Annotated in this window: 14 protein-coding genes; 8 read left to right on the forward strand and 6 right to left on the reverse strand. The window is 72.0% G+C overall.

The features are described from left to right. Nucleotides 1-33 precede the first annotated feature (33 nt). Nucleotides 34-1197: a steroid 3-ketoacyl-CoA thiolase gene (locus ACYVID_RS09755; RefSeq protein ID WP_460736516.1), complete on the forward strand. Its 1164-nt coding sequence runs from the start codon at nucleotides 34-36 to the stop codon at nucleotides 1195-1197. A gap of 181 nt (nucleotides 1198-1378) precedes the next feature. Further along, the gene (locus tag ACYVID_RS09760; protein ID WP_460736517.1) at nucleotides 1379-2314 is read left to right on the forward strand and encodes a type IV toxin-antitoxin system AbiEi family antitoxin domain-containing protein; all 936 of its coding nucleotides are present in this window, start codon (nucleotides 1379-1381) and stop codon (nucleotides 2312-2314) included. A gap of 142 nt (nucleotides 2315-2456) precedes the next feature. Here the strand turns inward: ACYVID_RS09760 and ACYVID_RS09765 are convergent, their stop codons facing one another. Both ACYVID_RS09765 and ACYVID_RS09770 read right to left on the reverse strand, forming a co-directional pair. Beyond that, nucleotides 2457-3338 (reverse strand): SDR family oxidoreductase, encoded by an 882-nt coding sequence (locus ACYVID_RS09765; protein ID WP_460736518.1) that lies wholly within the window; start codon nucleotides 3336-3338, stop codon nucleotides 2457-2459. A 32-nt stretch (nucleotides 3339-3370) separates the two neighbouring features. Then, entirely contained in the window at nucleotides 3371-4117 is a 747-nt protein-coding gene (locus ACYVID_RS09770) for an SDR family oxidoreductase (RefSeq protein ID WP_460736519.1), read from the reverse strand. Nucleotides 4118-4227: 110 nt separating this feature from the next. On the opposite strand from ACYVID_RS09770, the gene ACYVID_RS09775 reads away from it, so the two are divergent. From ACYVID_RS09775 to ACYVID_RS09790, 4 genes are read left to right on the forward strand one after another with little or no spacing between them, the layout of a single operon-like run. Further along, nucleotides 4228-4983, forward strand: a complete 756-nt coding sequence (locus ACYVID_RS09775; RefSeq protein ID WP_460736520.1) for an enoyl-CoA hydratase family protein — start codon at nucleotides 4228-4230, stop codon at nucleotides 4981-4983. Continuing rightward, nucleotides 4980-5888 (forward strand): CoA transferase subunit A, encoded by a 909-nt coding sequence (locus tag ACYVID_RS09780; RefSeq protein ID WP_460736521.1) that lies wholly within the window; start codon nucleotides 4980-4982, stop codon nucleotides 5886-5888. The genes ACYVID_RS09775 and ACYVID_RS09780 overlap by 4 nt, the downstream gene beginning before the upstream one ends. Then, nucleotides 5885-6667 carry a CoA-transferase subunit beta gene (locus ACYVID_RS09785; protein ID WP_460736522.1) on the forward strand — a complete coding sequence of 261 codons (783 nt, stop codon included), beginning with the start codon at nucleotides 5885-5887 and terminating at the stop codon, nucleotides 6665-6667. Before ACYVID_RS09780 ends, ACYVID_RS09785 begins: the two co-directional genes overlap by 4 nt. Beyond that, the gene (locus tag ACYVID_RS09790; RefSeq protein ID WP_460736523.1) at nucleotides 6667-7749 is read left to right on the forward strand and encodes an NAD(P)H-dependent flavin oxidoreductase; all 1083 of its coding nucleotides are present in this window, start codon (nucleotides 6667-6669) and stop codon (nucleotides 7747-7749) included. The genes ACYVID_RS09785 and ACYVID_RS09790 overlap by 1 nt, the downstream gene beginning before the upstream one ends. 13 nt (nucleotides 7750-7762) lie before the next feature. Here the strand turns inward: ACYVID_RS09790 and ACYVID_RS09795 are convergent, their stop codons facing one another. Continuing rightward, entirely contained in the window at nucleotides 7763-8416 is a 654-nt protein-coding gene (locus tag ACYVID_RS09795; RefSeq protein WP_460736524.1) for a sulfotransferase family protein, read from the reverse strand. Nucleotides 8417-8573: 157 nt separating this feature from the next. Here ACYVID_RS09795 and ACYVID_RS09800 point away from each other — a divergent pair, with 157 nt between their 5' ends. Both ACYVID_RS09800 and ACYVID_RS09805 read left to right on the forward strand, forming a co-directional pair. Further along, complete coding sequence (locus ACYVID_RS09800; RefSeq protein WP_460736525.1) at nucleotides 8574-9866, forward strand: CehA/McbA family metallohydrolase; 1293 nt, start codon at nucleotides 8574-8576, stop codon at nucleotides 9864-9866. A 162-nt stretch (nucleotides 9867-10028) separates the two neighbouring features. Then, nucleotides 10029-11552 (forward strand): right-handed parallel beta-helix repeat-containing protein, encoded by a 1524-nt coding sequence (locus ACYVID_RS09805; RefSeq protein WP_460736526.1) that lies wholly within the window; start codon nucleotides 10029-10031, stop codon nucleotides 11550-11552. Nucleotides 11553-11579: 27 nt separating this feature from the next. Here ACYVID_RS09805 and ACYVID_RS09810 read toward each other — a convergent pair whose 3' ends face one another. Genes ACYVID_RS09810 through ACYVID_RS09820 form a run of 3 tightly spaced genes read right to left on the reverse strand, consistent with a single transcriptional unit; the run spans nucleotide 11580 to nucleotide 14149 of the window. Next, nucleotides 11580-12743, reverse strand: a complete 1164-nt coding sequence (locus ACYVID_RS09810) for an acetyl-CoA C-acetyltransferase (RefSeq protein WP_460736527.1) — start codon at nucleotides 12741-12743, stop codon at nucleotides 11580-11582. After that, nucleotides 12736-13353, reverse strand: coding sequence for a TetR/AcrR family transcriptional regulator (locus ACYVID_RS09815; RefSeq protein WP_460736528.1), 618 nt, complete (start codon nucleotides 13351-13353; stop codon nucleotides 12736-12738). Before ACYVID_RS09815 ends, ACYVID_RS09810 begins: the two co-directional genes overlap by 8 nt. Continuing rightward, the gene (locus ACYVID_RS09820) at nucleotides 13346-14149 is read right to left on the reverse strand and encodes an SDR family oxidoreductase (protein WP_460736529.1); all 804 of its coding nucleotides are present in this window, start codon (nucleotides 14147-14149) and stop codon (nucleotides 13346-13348) included. The genes ACYVID_RS09815 and ACYVID_RS09820 overlap by 8 nt, the downstream gene beginning before the upstream one ends.

A 14149-nucleotide genomic window follows, 5' to 3' on the forward strand; every position in this document is an offset into this window, starting at 1 on the left:
GACACGAACGAGAACGTGTTCTAGTTTGCTGCCATGGGAACACCAGTGATCGTCGATGCCGTCCGCACCCCCCTCGGCAAGCGCAAGGGCTGGCTCGCGGGCGTCCACCCCGCCCAGCTCCTGGGCTTCGTGCAGGGCGAGGTCCTGCGCCGTGCGGGGGTGGACCCCGAGCTCGTGGAGCAGGTCGTCGGCGGCTGCGTGACCCAGGCCGGTGAGCAGTCCAACGACATGGTGCGCCGGGCCTGGCTGCACGCCGGACTCCCCCAGCACACCGCCGGCACCGCCATCGACGCCCAGTGCGGCTCGGGCCAGCAGGCGGCGCACTTCGTGAACGACATGGTCGCCGCCGGCACCATCTCGGTCGGCATCGCGTGCGGTGTCGAGGCGATGTCGCGCATCCCGCTCGGCGCCAACGTTCCCCCCGGCATGGGCGACCCGCGGCCCGACGACTGGACCATCGACATGCCCAACCAGTTCGAGGCCGCCGACCGGATCGCCCGCCACCGGGGCATCACCCGCGCCGACCTCGAGGCATTCGGTCTCGCCTCCCAGCAGAAGGCCCGCGTCGCTGTGGACGAGGGACGCTTCCAGCGCGAGATCGCGGCGTACGACGCCCCGGTGCTCGACGCCGACGGCAAGCCGACCGGCGAGCGTCGTACCGTCGACGCCGACCAGGGCCTGCGCGAGACGACGCTCGAGGGCCTGGCCTCGCTCAAGACCGTGCTGCCCGACGGCCTGCACACCGCCGGCACCTCCTCGCAGATCTCCGACGGCGCCTCCGCGGTGCTGATCATGGACGAGGACCTCGCCCGCTCCCTCGGCCTGCGCCCCCGGGCCCGGATCGTCACCCACACCCTCGTCGGCTCCGACCCCTACTTCCACCTCGACGGCCCTGTCGCCGCCACCCAGAAGGTGCTCGACCGCACCGGCATGTCCATCTCCGACTTCGACCTGTTCGAGGTCAACGAGGCCTTCGCCTCGGTCGTGCTGTCCTGGGCCGGCGAGCACAAGGTCGACATGGACAAGGTCAACGTCAACGGCGGCGCCATCGCCCTGGGCCACCCGGTCGGCTCCACCGGCACCCGCCTCATCACCACCGCCCTCCACGAGCTCGAGCGCCGCGGCGCCTCCACGGCCCTCATCTCCATGTGCGCCGGGGGTGCCATGGCGACCGGGACGGTGCTGGAGCTGATCTGAGGGTCGGCTCGGAGGTCGCGGCAGTTTCAGCGGCCGGCCGCTAGAACTGACGGAGGGACGCTGAAACATCGTCGGCCCGCCGTCAGTTTCAGCGGCCGGCCGCTGAAACTGCCGACCCGGTTGTCCACAGGCGCGCCCAGTGAGGCTGGCGGCGGACTGCGCTGCCGCCCAGGCTGAGGCCATGATCGAGCACCTCTGCGACGACCTCGGGGTCGTGCTGCGCCGCGACATGGTCGCAGCCGGGATCCACGACTCAGCGATCAGGCGCCTGTGCCGCGGTGGCGTGCTGGTCCGTCTGCGACACGGGGTCTACGCACTTGCCGGCCGCCTCGAGCAGTCCACGCCCAGGCAGCGTCACGCGATGCTCGTGAGCGGAGTGATGCGCTTGTACGGCGACGACGTCGCCCTGTCGCACACGAGCGCCTCACTGGAGTACGGCTCGCCCGACTGGCAAGTGCCCCTCGGCCTGGTCCACATGACTGACCTCTTCGGCGCGGGTGAGCGCACCCAGGCCTCGGTCAGGCATCACCACGGGGAGTGCGACGTGCACGACGTGACGCGACGAAACGGGCACTGGATCACCACACCGATCCGCACGGCTCTCGACGTAGCCAGCGTCCTGCCGCGCGAGGCGGCGGTGTGCACCCTCGACTGGTTCCTCAACCAGTCACTGGTGACACGGGACGAGCTGTCTGCGGCACTCGAGCGACGCACCCAGTGGCAGCACCACCTGGACGTGATGGTGAAGCTGGACGCAACGAGCGCCGAGAGCGAGAGCGTCGGTGAGTCGCGGGCCAGGCTGCTCTTCCAGGACCACGGTCTCCCCCGCCCGGTCCTGCAGCTGGACCTCTTCGAGCCGGACGGGACCTTTATCGGACGAGTGGACTTCGCGTGGCCAGAGCGGAAGGTCATCGTCGAGTTCGACGGGAAGGTGAAGTATCGAGAGCACCGTCGGCCAGGTGAGAGCGTCGAGGAGGCCGTCATGAGGGAGAAGCGTCGGGAGGACCGCTTGCGAGCTCAGGGATGGCTCGTGGTGCGGATGACCTGGCAGGACCTCGAGCATCCCGGCCAGTTCGTCGCCAGGCTCCGGACCCTCGTTGCCCGCGCTGCCGCCTGAGTCAGAGCCGACCGGTCGTGCCTCGGTCCTCACCAGCGCTGACAGCTCCGCGGAAGCAACTGCCGAGCCATGGGGACGAAACTGACGGCGGGACGATGAAACCACCGTCAGTTTCAGCGGCCGGCCGCTGAACCTTCCCGCCTCACGCCCCGTACACCGGCTCCGGGTCCGGCGCGGCAGCGATCATCTCCCGCAGGGCGGGCCCGACGTCGGAGGCAACCCAGCGGGTGCCGGCGTCGCGGGACTCCCCGTGCGACCAGCCGTTCTCGAGGGTGATGACCGAGCCGTCGATCTCGATCATCCGGCCCGTGACGTCGCCGGCCTCCTCGGAGACCAGCCAGGCGACGACGGGCGAGTTGTCCTCGGGCAGGGCCATCTGCGAGGTGTCGAAGGCGCCCTCGGTCATCCGGGTCTTGGCGACGGGGGCGATGGCGTTGACGGTCACGCCGTAGCGGCCCATCTCCTGGGCGGCGACGAGGGTGAGGCCGGCGACGCCTGCCTTGGCGGCGGAGTACGCCGACTGGCCGACCGACCCCTGCAGGCCCGCCCCGGAGGAGGTGTTGACGACACGCGCGGCGCGGGTCCGGCCGGCCTTGGCCTCCTCGCGCCAGTAGGCGCCGGCGTGGCGCAGCGGCGCGAAGTGGCCCTTGAGGAGCACCCGCACGACGGCATCCCACTCCTCCTCGGAGGTGTTCACGAGCATCCGGTCGCGGACGAAGCCGGCATTGTTCACCAGGATGTCGAGGCCGCCGAAGGTGTCGATCGCCTGCTGGACCATCGCCGCGGCCTGCTCCCAGTCGGCCACGTCGGCGGTGTTGACGACCGCCCGCCCGCCCGCGGCCTCGATCTCGGCCACGACCTGCTCGGCCGGGGTCTCGCCGGTGTCCTCACCGGCGAGCGAGACGCCGTAGTCGTTGACGACCACGGCCGCGCCGTGGCGGGCCAGCTCGAGGGCGTGGGCACGGCCGATGCCGCGGCCGGCACCGGTGACGATCGCGACGCGACCGGCGAGGAGGTCGGACATGGGGCTCCTAGAGGTGTGGGGGGTGGGACGGGTCAGAGGTGGAGGAAGACCGGCGGCTCGCCGCCGCCGTCGCAGGTCACGCGCGCCCCCGAGACGTACGACGCCAGCGGACTGGCCAGGAAGACCGCGACGTGGCCCACCTCGGTGGGCGTCGCCATCCGACCGAGCGGGATCGTCGACTCGATCGCGGCGACCCGCGCGTCGTCGCCGTAGTGGTCGTCGGTCTGCTCGGTGCGGCACAGGCCCACGTCGATGGCGTTGACCCGCACGCGGGGGCCCCACTCCATCGCCAGCGACCTGGTCAGGGAGTCCAGGCCGGCCTTCGCGGCGCCGTACGCGGCGATCGTGGGCGCGGGCCGGTGCGCGGAGATCGAGGAGATGTTGACGATCGCGCCGCCGGTCTCCTGCCCCTGCATGACCCGGTTGGCGGCCTGGGCGAGGACCAGGGGCGCGCTGAGGTTGAGCGCGAGGATCTTGTCGTGGAAGCGCGGCGAGGCGGTGGCCGCGTCGGTGGCGGGCGCCCCCCCGGCGTTGTTGACCAGCACGTCCAGCCGACCGTGCTCGGCCGCGACCGCCTCGACCATGGCGGCCACCGCCTCGGCGTCCCGGACGTCGCACACGCGGTGGCTGCTGCCCGGCACGGGCTCGACGTCCGAGCGGGAGCAGGTCACCACCGTGGCCCCGGCGTCGAGGAACGCGGTGGTGATGCCGCGGCCGATGCCACGGGTGCCGCCGGTGACGAGGACGACCCGTCCTGCGAGGTCCAGCGAGAGCGCCATGCTGCTACCCTACCAAGCACTTGCTTGGTTGGGTCTCGACAGGCTCGACCGACGGGATCTCGGCCCGACCACCGGGCGCTGCATCCCGACCACCGACCTGCAGGAGCCCCATGACCATCACCTCCGAGCTCCGTGACGACGGCATCCGCGTCATCACCATGGAGCACCCGCCCGTCAACGCCCTCACGGTCCAGGGCTGGTTCGACGTGGCCGCGGCCCTCGACGAGGCCGGTGCCGACATGAGCACCAAGGTCGTCGTCCTGCGTGCCGAGGGTCGCGGGTTCAACGCCGGCGTCGACATCAAGGAGATGCAGCACACCAGCGGCTTCGAGGCGCTGCTCGGCGCCAACAAGGGCTGCTACGTCGCGTTCAAGGCGGTCTACGAGTGCGCGGTCCCGGTGGTCGCGGCGGTCAACGGCTTCTGCGTCGGCGGCGGCGTCGGCCTGGTCGGCAACGCCGACTGCATCGTGGCCAGCGACGACGCCTACTTCGGCGTGCCCGAGGTCAACCAGGGGGCGCTGGGCGCGGCCACCCACATGGCACGGCTGGTCCCGCCGCACATGCTGCGCACGCTCTACTTCACCGCCCGCACGATCAAGGCGGTCGACCTCGTGCAGTTCGGCTCGGTCCTCGAGACCGTGCCGCGCGAGCAGCTCCTCGACGCGGCCCTCAAGGTGGCCGGCGAGATCGCGCAGAAGGACACCCGGGTCATCCGCGCGGCCAAGGAGGCGCTCAACGGGATCGACCCCGTGGACGTCAACAAGTCCTACCGCTTCGAGCAGGGGTTCACCTTCGAGCTGAACCTCGCCGGGGTGGCCGACGAGCTGCGCGACGAGTTCGCGGGGACGGAGAAGAGCAAGAAGTGAAGGCGCCACGCGACAAGCGGATGACGATCGACGAGGTGGTCGCCACCCTCGAGGACGGCATGACCATCGGGATCGGCGGCTGGGGCCCGCGGCGCAAGCCGATGGCGCTGGTGCGGGCGATCTACCGCTCGGACCTCAAGGACCTCACGCTGGTCAGCTGGGGTGGCGCCGACGTCGGCCTGCTCACGCGCGCCGGCAAGGTCCGCAAGCTGGTCTACGCCTTCGTCTCCCTCGACTCGATCCCGCTGGAGCCCAACTTCCAGCGCGCCCGCCAGCTCGGCACGATCCCCGAGGTCGTCGAGCTGGACGAGGGCATGTTCAACACCGGCCTCCAGGCCGCAGCGCAGCGACTGCCGTTCCTGCCCATGCGCGCCGGGCTCGGGTCCGACGTCCTGGTGCACAACCCCTGGATCAAGACGGTCCAGAGCCCGTACGACGAGGGGCACGGCCACGAGGAGCTCGTCGCCGTCCCCGCGCTCAGGCTCGACGTGGCCCTGGTGCACATGAACCGCGCCGACGCCCACGGCAACGCGACGTACCTCGGCCCCGACCCTTACTTCGACGACCTGTTCTGCATGGCCGCCGACCGCGCCTACGTCTCGTGCGAGCAGGTGGTCGACACCGCTGGACTCACCTACGAGACCCCGGTCCAGCGGCTGCTGCTCAACCGGATGATGGTCAGCGGCGTCGTCGAGACGCCCCACGGCGCGCACTTCACCACGTGCACCCCCGACTACGAGCGCGACGAGGCGTTCCAGCGGGCGTACGCCGCTGCGGCCGGCGGGTCCGACGAGGACTGGCAGGCCTTCCACGACCGGTTCCTGGCCGGCGACGAGGCGGCCTACCAGGCCGCCGTCGAGGCGTTCCGCGCCGAGAAGCATGCCGAGAAGGAGGCTGCGAAGTGAGCACCGAGCAGACCGTGACCCGCGCAGACGTCTGCGCCGCGGCCATCGCCGACGCGTTCAAGGACGACGGCGAGATCTTCGCCAGCCCGATGGGGATGCTCCCGATGCTGGGTGTCCGGCTCGCGCGGCTGACCTCCAACCCCGACCTGGTGATCTCCGACGGGGAGTCGCTCTTCCTGGCCGGCACTCCCCCGCTGTTCGCGAAGGCCGACAAGGTCGAGGGCTGGATCCCGTTCCGCCGGGTCTTCGACGTCGTGGCCTACGGCAAGCGGCACGTGATGATGGGCGCCACCCAGGTCGACCGCTTCGGCAACCAGAACATCTCCGCCATCGGTGACTTCGACCGGCCCACGCGCCAGCTGCTCGGCTCGCGCGGCGCCCCGGGCAACACGGTCAACAACCGCACGTCGTACTGGGTGCCCCGGCACTCCCCGCGCGTCTTCGTCGAGGCCGTGGACGTCGTCTCCGGCGTCGGCCCGACCCGGGCGGCCGAGGCGGGTCCGGCCGCGGCTCGCTTCAACGACATCCACCGGATCGTCTCGGACCTCGCGGTGCTCGACGTCGACGGCCCCGGCCGCACCCTGCGGCTGCTGAGCGTCCATCCTGGCGTCAGCGTCGACCAGGTGCTCGAGGCCAGCGGCTGCGCGATCCACGTGGGGGACGACGACGTCCCCGAGACCCGCACCCCCACCACGGAGGAGCTGCTGGTCATCCGCGAAGTGCTGGACCCGAAGGGCCTGCGCTTCAAGGAGGTCCCGCAGCCGAAGGAGGAGAGCTGATGATCGAGCAGCAGCTGCGCACCCCGTTCACCGACCTGGTCGGCGTGCGCCACCCGGTCGTGCAGACCGGCATGGGCTGGGTCTCCGGCCCCCGTCTCGTCAGTGGCACCGCCAACGCCGGCGGTCTCGGCATCCTCGCCAGCGCGACGATGTCCTACGAGGAGCTGGAGTCGGCGATCGTCGAGGTCAAGGGCCGCACCGACCAGCCCTTCGGCGTCAACCTCCGTGCCGACGCCGGCGACGCCCCGCAGCGCGTGGAGCTGCTGATCGAGCACGGCGTCAAGGTCGCCTCGTTCGCCCTCCAGCCCAAGCCCGAGCTCGTCAAGCGGCTCAAGGACCATGGCATCGTCGTCATGCCCTCGATCGGCGCGGCCAAGCACGCGGTCAAGGTCGCCGGCTGGGGCGCGGACGCGGTGATGGTGCAGGGCGGCGAGGGCGGCGGCCACACCGGCCCGGTCCCGACCACGCTGCTGCTGCCCTCGGTCCTCGACGCCCTGAAGGGCATCGGCAGCGACATGCCCGTCGTCGCCGCCGGCGGCTTCTTCGACGGTCGCGGCCTCGCGGCCGCCCTGACGTACGGCGCCTCGGCGGTCGGCATGGGCACCCGGTTCCTCCTCACGGCCGACTCGGCCGTGCCCGACGCGGTCAAGCAGCTCTACCTCGAGCGGGGCCTCACCGACACCGTCGTCACCGCGAAGGTGGACGGGATGCCGCACCGGATGCTGCGCACGGACCTGGTCGAGCAGGTCGAGGAGTCCTCGCGCTGGAAGCGTCTGGGCCCCACCACGAAGCGCACCCTGGAGTTCAAGAAGGACTCCGGGATGTCGTGGGTGGAGATCGCCAAGGACGGCCGGGCCATGAAGAAGGCCTCCGGTCGCACCCTGGGCCAGATGGCGCTCGCGGCCAACACCCCCACCATGCTCAAGGCGGGCCTCGTCGACGGCGACACCGACGCCGGCGTGCTCGCCTCGGGCCAGGTGGTCGGCCTGATCGACGACCTGCCGACCTGCGAGGAGCTCATCGACCGGGTCGTGAGCGGCGCGGTCGCGGAGCTGCGCCGCGGCGCCTCGTACGTGCTCTGAGCCGGGCCGGGGCTCAGCGCCCCGGGACGTACCCCGCCGGCGGCGCCCACTCACCCTCGTGGTCGAGCAGGTGCTGCCAGATGTCGTACTCCGCGCGGTAGTGCTCGGTCAGACGCGCACGCGTGCCCTCGGAGAGCTCGGGGAGCGCCTGCGAGGTCGACCAGTTCTTGGTGACGACCTCGACCTCACGCCCGAGCCTGCGGCCGATGTAGCCCTGCCAGGCGTCCGGGCGCTCGAGGGCGAAGATCCGGTCGACCCCGATGGTGAGGTCGTCGTCGAGCGACACGAACCGCGCCTGCCGGCCGGAGATCGAGCCCGGCGCACCCTCGATGTGGGCCACGACGAACTCCTCGAAGGAGATCTCGCCCGTCCACTTGCCGTCCGCCTTCTCGGCCAGGGCGGGACGCTGGCGGTAGCGCCACCACGACTCCAGCCAGGACACCGGCTCGCGGAAGAGCGTGACCAGCTCGTAGTCGCTGCGCGCGTAGCCGGCTCCCGCCAGCACGGGAACCATCCGCTTGGTGAAGGTGCGGGTGTTCATGTGCTTGAGCTTGGGGTTGACCCGCATGAGGATCTCCGCGTGGCCCTTGAGCGTGGTGACCAGCGTCGTCGACGCGCACTTGGGCATCGAGAGCATCACGAAGCCGTGGGCGGGCAGGGCGATCACGTGCGCGAACCTATCCCACCGGCACCCCTCCGCCGCCTGGCGCCCGCTCGTCGACGAGCGTTCACCCGGGCTTCCCTCACCTCCCTCCGACCAGGACGTTGACCAGGACATGTGCACCGACGGCCACGGCCACCGCCACGTAGCCCCCACCCGCCCCATGTCGCGCCGGACCTTCGCGCAAGCGGGCGCCGGCCTCCTCATCGCCGGTGCGGGGACCGGCGCCGGACTGGGTGCCGCGACCGGCACGGCGCTGTCGGCCGAGGCCCGGCCCGGCACCGGGGCGAGCCGCACCAGCCGGATCACCCGGGGCACCCACCTGCTGCACGCCGACCTGCACAACCACACGCTGCTCTCCGACGGGGACGGCGACCCGGCGCTGGCCTTCGACTCGATGCGCGCGGCGGGTCTGGACGTCGCGGCGCTGACCGACCACGCGACCATCGGCGACAACCTGCTCGGCGAGGTCCTCGCGGGGGCCCTGCCGCCGGAGTACAAGCAGTTCGCGGGCATCCACCAGGCCGACTGGGCCCGGACCAAGGTGCTCGCCGACGCCGCCGACACCGACGGCGCCTTCACGGCCATCCGTGGGTTCGAGTGGACCGAGCCCCTGATCGGGCACGTCAACGTGTGGTTCACCGAGCACTACGTCGACGTGCTGCAAGCCGGCCTCATGCAGCCGTTCCTCAGCTGGCTGGCCCGCGAGCCCGGCCTGCTCCTCGACGGAGGCGCGGACGGCCTGGCCGGCTTCAACCACCCGGGCCGCGAGCCCGGCCGCTTCCAGGAGTTCTACTACGACGAGCGGGTGCGCGACCGGGTGGTGAGCCTGGAGATGTTCAACCGCACCGACGACTACCTCTTCGAGGGGTACGCCGACGGGCGGTCCAGTCCCCTGGTGGCCTGCCTCAACGCCGGCTGGCGCACGGGCATCGCCGGGGTGACCGACGAGCACGGCACCGACTGGGGCTTCCCGGAGGGCAAGGGCCGCACGGGGCTGTGGGTCACCGACCACACCCGCGCCGAGGTGAAGCGCGCGATGCGGCAGCGCCGGTTCTTCGCGACCCGCACCTCGGGGCTGCGCCTGGACGCCACGGCCACACCACGCCGCGGCCGCCCGGTACGGATGGGCAGCACCATCCCCCTGCGCGGCGGGAAGGGGGAGCTGACCCTGCGGCTGGACCTGGCCCGGGACCGCTCCTGGCGCGGGCGGCGCCTCGCCGCCCAGGTGCTGCGACCCGGCAACGAGGTGCCGGAGGTGGTGGCCGTCGAGGAGTTCTCGGTCGGGCCCGTGCTCGAGCTGGGGACCCGGGTCGACGTGGCGGACGGCGACTGGCTGCTCGTGCGGATCTCCGACCCCGACCAGGCCAATGACACGCCGGGGCCCGACGGCCACCCCTGCAACGACCTGGGGATCGCCTACACCAGTCCGTGGTGGGTGGAACCCGCCGCCTGACGCTGCCCGGCATGGCCCGTTCGGGCCATCTCCGGGACCACGAGGGCGGTTTCGTGCGCGGGACCTCAGGTCCGCGTGTCCCGCGACCGAAGCGTGGGGTGATCCCTCCGGCGACCCACCGGTGGGCTCACCCCCCACCCCCCCTGGTCTCGGAGCACCCCCATGCCCGTTGCGTCCCTCTGGCGACTCCTGCTCTTCTCGGTCTCGGTCCTGGTGATCCTCGCCGCCATGGCCACCACGCCCGTCTCGGCCCGCACCGCCGACGAGCCGGTCTCCCGTGGCACCGACGACCTCGGCTCACGCGCCGCCGCGGTGTCGACCAGCGCACGACGCGCGGACACGGGCGAGCGCGCCCAGCGCCGGGCCTGCGCCAAGCTCGACAGCGCCAAGCGCGAGCGCCGCTGCAAGCGGCAGCAGGACGACAAGAAGGGGGGCAAGGGCGGCGGCAAGGGCGGGCAGGGCGGTACGGGCGGCGGCACCACCCCCACCGTCGAGCCGACCGCCACCCCGACAGCCACCCCCACTGCCGAGCCGACCGCCACCCCCACCGTCGAGCCGACCCCCACTGCCGAGCCGACGCCCACGGCGACCGTGTCGTCCTCGCCGACGACCGAGCCGACCGTGCTGCCCACCCCGCAGCCCACCCCCACGCCCGAGACCCCGGGTCCCACGGCCACCCCCGACCCCGCACCGACCGCCTTCCACGTCGACCCGGTCGCGGGCTCCGACACCGCCGACGGACGCAGCCCCGCCACGGCCTGGCGCACCCTGACCCGCGCGAGCGCGGAGACCCTGGCCCCCGGCGAGGTGCTGCGGCTGCGTGCCGGCTCGGTCCACGTGGGTGAGCTCGTCCTCGGCGAGAGCGGCACTGCCGCCGCACCCATCCGGGTCGAGGCGTACGGCGAAGGATCCGCCCCGCTGGTCTCCGACGGCCGGTGCGTCCTGCTGCAGGGCAGCTGGTCGACCGTGAGCGGCGTGCACGCCCACGACTGCGGCCGCGCCGGCTTCCGGGTCGAGGGCGACGACGTCCTGCTCGACGGGGTCGAGGCCTCGGGCAGCGTCGCCGGCGTCTGGATCCGCGAGGGCTCGCAGCGCGCGACCGTCACGGCGTCGTACGTCCACGACAACACGCTCATGGCACCCGACACCCACGGTCCGGACGACGACTACGGCGCCTTCGGCATCGAGGTGAACGGCGACCACGCCCGGGTCCTCGGCAACCGGATCTCCGGGCACCACGCCCCCTCGCCGGACTACCGGGTCGACGGCGCCGCGGTCGAGGTCTACCAGGCCGTCGACACCCTGATCGAGGGCAACACCTCCACCGACGACCTGGCGTTCACCGAGCTCGGCGGCTCCCGCACCACGGGGACCCGCGTCCTGGGCAACACCGTGACTAGCAGCGCCGAGGAGGGCACGTTCCTCATGACCCGCGGCCCGGGGCAGGTCTGGGGCCCGGTCGTCGACACGGTGGCCACCGGCAACACCGTCCGGCTCACCGGCGCGAAGTCCTACGGGTTCGGCTGCTACGGCGCCTGCACGCCCGCGCACCTGGTGCTGAGGGGCAACGACATCCGCGCGGGCTGGTACGTCGGATGGGTGGACGGCACCTTCACCAGCAGGGACAACCACTACCGCGGGGAGCTCTGGTTCCCGCTCGGCATCGGCGACACCTGGCTCCCCTGAGGTCCAGGAGAGCCGGGCGCCGCGCCGTCAGAGACGCTCGATGATGGTGACGTTGGCCTGGCCGCCGCCCTCGCACATGGTCTGCAGGCCGTAGCGGCCGCCGGTGCGCTCGAGCTCGTTGAGCATCGTGGTCATGAGCCGGGTGCCGGTGGCGCCGATCGGGTGGCCGAGCGAGATGCCGCCGCCGTTGACGTTGACCTTCTCGTGCGGCGCGCCGGTCTCCTTCATCCAGGCCAGGACGACGGAGGCGAAGGCCTCGTTGCACTCGAACAGGTCGATGTCGTCGATCGAGAGCCCGGACCTGGCCAGGGCGTGCTTGGTCGCCTCGATCGGGCCGGTGAGCATCCAGATCGGGTCGTCGCCGCGCACCGACAGGTGGTGCACGCGGGCGCGGGGCGTGAGCCCGTGCTCGGAGACGGCCCCCTCCGAGGCGATGAGCATCGCGGTCGAGGCGTCGCAGATCTGCGAGGCCACGGCGGCGGTGATCCGGCCGCCGGGGGCCAGCGGCTGTAGGCCGGCCATCTTCTCCAGCGAGGTCTCCCGCGGGCACTGGTCGGTGTCGAAGACCGTGCCGTCGGCGAGCGTGACCGGAGCGATCTCGCCGGCGAAGCGGCCCTCGGCGATGGCGGCGAGCGCACGCTGGTGCGAGGCGAGCGCGAAGGCCTCCATGTCCTCGCGCGAGATGTCCCACTTCTCCGCGATCATCTCGGCCGACCTGAACTGCGAGACCTCCTGGTCGCCGTAGCGCGCGTTCCAGCCCGGCGACTCCGCGAAGGGCGTGGTGAAGCCGTACTGCTGACCGACCAGCATCGCAGCCGAGATCGGGATCGCCGACATGTTCTGCAGGCCGCCGGCGACGACGAGGTCCTGGGTGCCGGACATGACGCCCTGGGCGGCGAAGTGGACCGCCTGCTGCGAGGAGCCGCACTGCCGGTCGATGGTCACGCCGGGCACGTGGTCGGGCAGCCCGGCGACGAGCCAGGCGGAGCGGGCGACGTCGCCCGCCTGCGAGCCGATGGTGTCGCAGCACCCCATGATCACGTCGTCCACGGCGCCCGGGTCGACGCCCGTGCGGGTCATCAGGGCGGAGAGCACGTGCGCACCGAGGTCGGCGGAGTGCACGCCCGCGAGGGCGCCCCCGCGCTTGCCGACCGGCGTGCGGACGGCGTCGATGATGTAGGCCTCAGGCATGGGGGGTTCCCTTCGCGATTCCGTCGAGCAGGATGGTGAGGTACTGGTCGGCCACCTGGGTGGCCGTGTGCGGCCCCCCGGGGCGGTACCACCGGACCGCGACCCAGACGGTGTCGCGGATGAAACGGTAGGTCAGGGTGATGTCGAGGTCCGGGCGCAGCGCCCCGGACTCCACCCCCTCGGTCAGCAAGGTGACCCAGACGTCGCGGGACTGTCGGTTGCGCTCGGCGAGGTAGCCGAAGCGCTCCGAGGTGCCGAGCGTGGCCGCCTCGTTCTGGAAGATCGCCACCTCGGCGCCGCGGCGCTCGATGGTGTCGAAGGACAGCCGCACGGCCCGCTCCAGCTTGGTGCGGGCGTCGTCGCTGCTGGCCAGGATCTCGTCGTACGCCGCGAAGAGCTCGGCCTGGAAGGTGCGCATGAGCTCGTCGACCATCGACTCCTTGGAGTCGAAGTGGTGGTAGAGGCTGCCCGAGAGGATGCCCGCGGCGTCGGCGATGTCGCGGACCGTGGTGTTGCGGAAGCCCTTGCTGGCGAAGAGGTCGGCCGCGATCCGCAGCAGCTCCTCGCGCCGCGACTCCGTGGTCGTCGAGCCGTCGGCCTGGTCAGGCATGCTGGCTGCTCGCCGACACGACCTCGCCGGTGAGGTAGGAGGCGTAGTCGCTGGCCAGGAACACCATCACGTTGGCGATCTCCCACGGCTCGGCGGCGCGGCCGAACGCCTCGCGCTGCTTCAGCTCGTGCAGCAGCTCCGGGGAGGTGACCTTCTCCAGGAACGGGTGCATGGCCAGGGACGGGCTGACCGCGTTGACCCGGATGCCGTGGGGCGCCAGGTCGAGCGCCGCGCAGCGGGTCAGTGCCATGACGCCGGCTTTCGCGGCGGCGTAGTGGGCCTGTCCCTCCTGGGCCCGCCAGCCGATGACCGAGGCGTTGTTGACGATCACCCCGCGGGTGCCCGCGGCGACCATCCGCTGGCCGGCGGCCCGCACGCACCGGAAGGCGCCGTTGAGCGTGATGTCGAGGACCTTGAGCCACTGCTCGTCGGTCATCTCCAGCACCGAGGCGGTGCCGCCGAGGCCGGCGTTGTTGATCATCACGTCCACGCCACCGAGCTCGTCGGCGACGTCGAGCATCGCCTGGACGTCCTCCTCCTCGGTCACGTCGCAGACCAGCTGGCGCACCCGCTCGGCGCCGAACTCAGCCGCCAGGGCCTCCTCGGCCTCGGCGAGCCGGCGCGCGTGGGTGTCGGAGAAGACGACCGCCTTCGCGCCCTCCTCCAGCACCCGCCGCACGACCGCGGCGCCGATGCCGGCACCCGCACCGGCGGTCACGGCGACCACCTTGCCGCGCAGCAGGTCGTGCGGGGGGACGTACGCCGGGGTCGGCTGCTCCGGCCGAGTGTTCGTCAT

The sequence above is a fragment of the Nocardioides ginkgobilobae genome, assembly GCF_054781275.1.

Excerpts from the sequence above, each read along its gene's own strand:
- ACYVID_RS09770 (WP_460736519.1), bottom strand. The coding sequence starts at position 4,117 with ATGGCGCTCTCGCTGGACCTCGCAGGACGGGTCGTCCTCGTCACCGGC.
- ACYVID_RS09765 (WP_460736518.1), bottom strand. The coding sequence starts at position 3,338 with ATGTCCGACCTCCTCGCCGGTCGCGTCGCGATCGTCACCGGTGCCGGC.
- ACYVID_RS09805 (WP_460736526.1), top strand. The coding sequence starts at position 10,029 with ATGCCCGTTGCGTCCCTCTGGCGACTCCTGCTCTTCTCGGTCTCGGTC.
- ACYVID_RS09790 (WP_460736523.1), top strand. The coding sequence starts at position 6,667 with ATGATCGAGCAGCAGCTGCGCACCCCGTTCACCGACCTGGTCGGCGTG.
- ACYVID_RS09755 (WP_460736516.1), top strand. The coding sequence starts at position 34 with ATGGGAACACCAGTGATCGTCGATGCCGTCCGCACCCCCCTCGGCAAG.
- ACYVID_RS09775 (WP_460736520.1), top strand. The coding sequence starts at position 4,228 with ATGACCATCACCTCCGAGCTCCGTGACGACGGCATCCGCGTCATCACC.
- ACYVID_RS09760 (WP_460736517.1), top strand. The coding sequence starts at position 1,379 with ATGATCGAGCACCTCTGCGACGACCTCGGGGTCGTGCTGCGCCGCGAC.
- ACYVID_RS09810 (WP_460736527.1), bottom strand. The coding sequence starts at position 12,743 with ATGCCTGAGGCCTACATCATCGACGCCGTCCGCACGCCGGTCGGCAAG.
- ACYVID_RS09815 (WP_460736528.1), bottom strand. The coding sequence starts at position 13,353 with ATGCCTGACCAGGCCGACGGCTCGACGACCACGGAGTCGCGGCGCGAG.
- ACYVID_RS09820 (WP_460736529.1), bottom strand. The coding sequence starts at position 14,149 with ATGACGAACACTCGGCCGGAGCAGCCGACCCCGGCGTACGTCCCCCCG.
- ACYVID_RS09800 (WP_460736525.1), top strand. The coding sequence starts at position 8,574 with ATGTCGCGCCGGACCTTCGCGCAAGCGGGCGCCGGCCTCCTCATCGCC.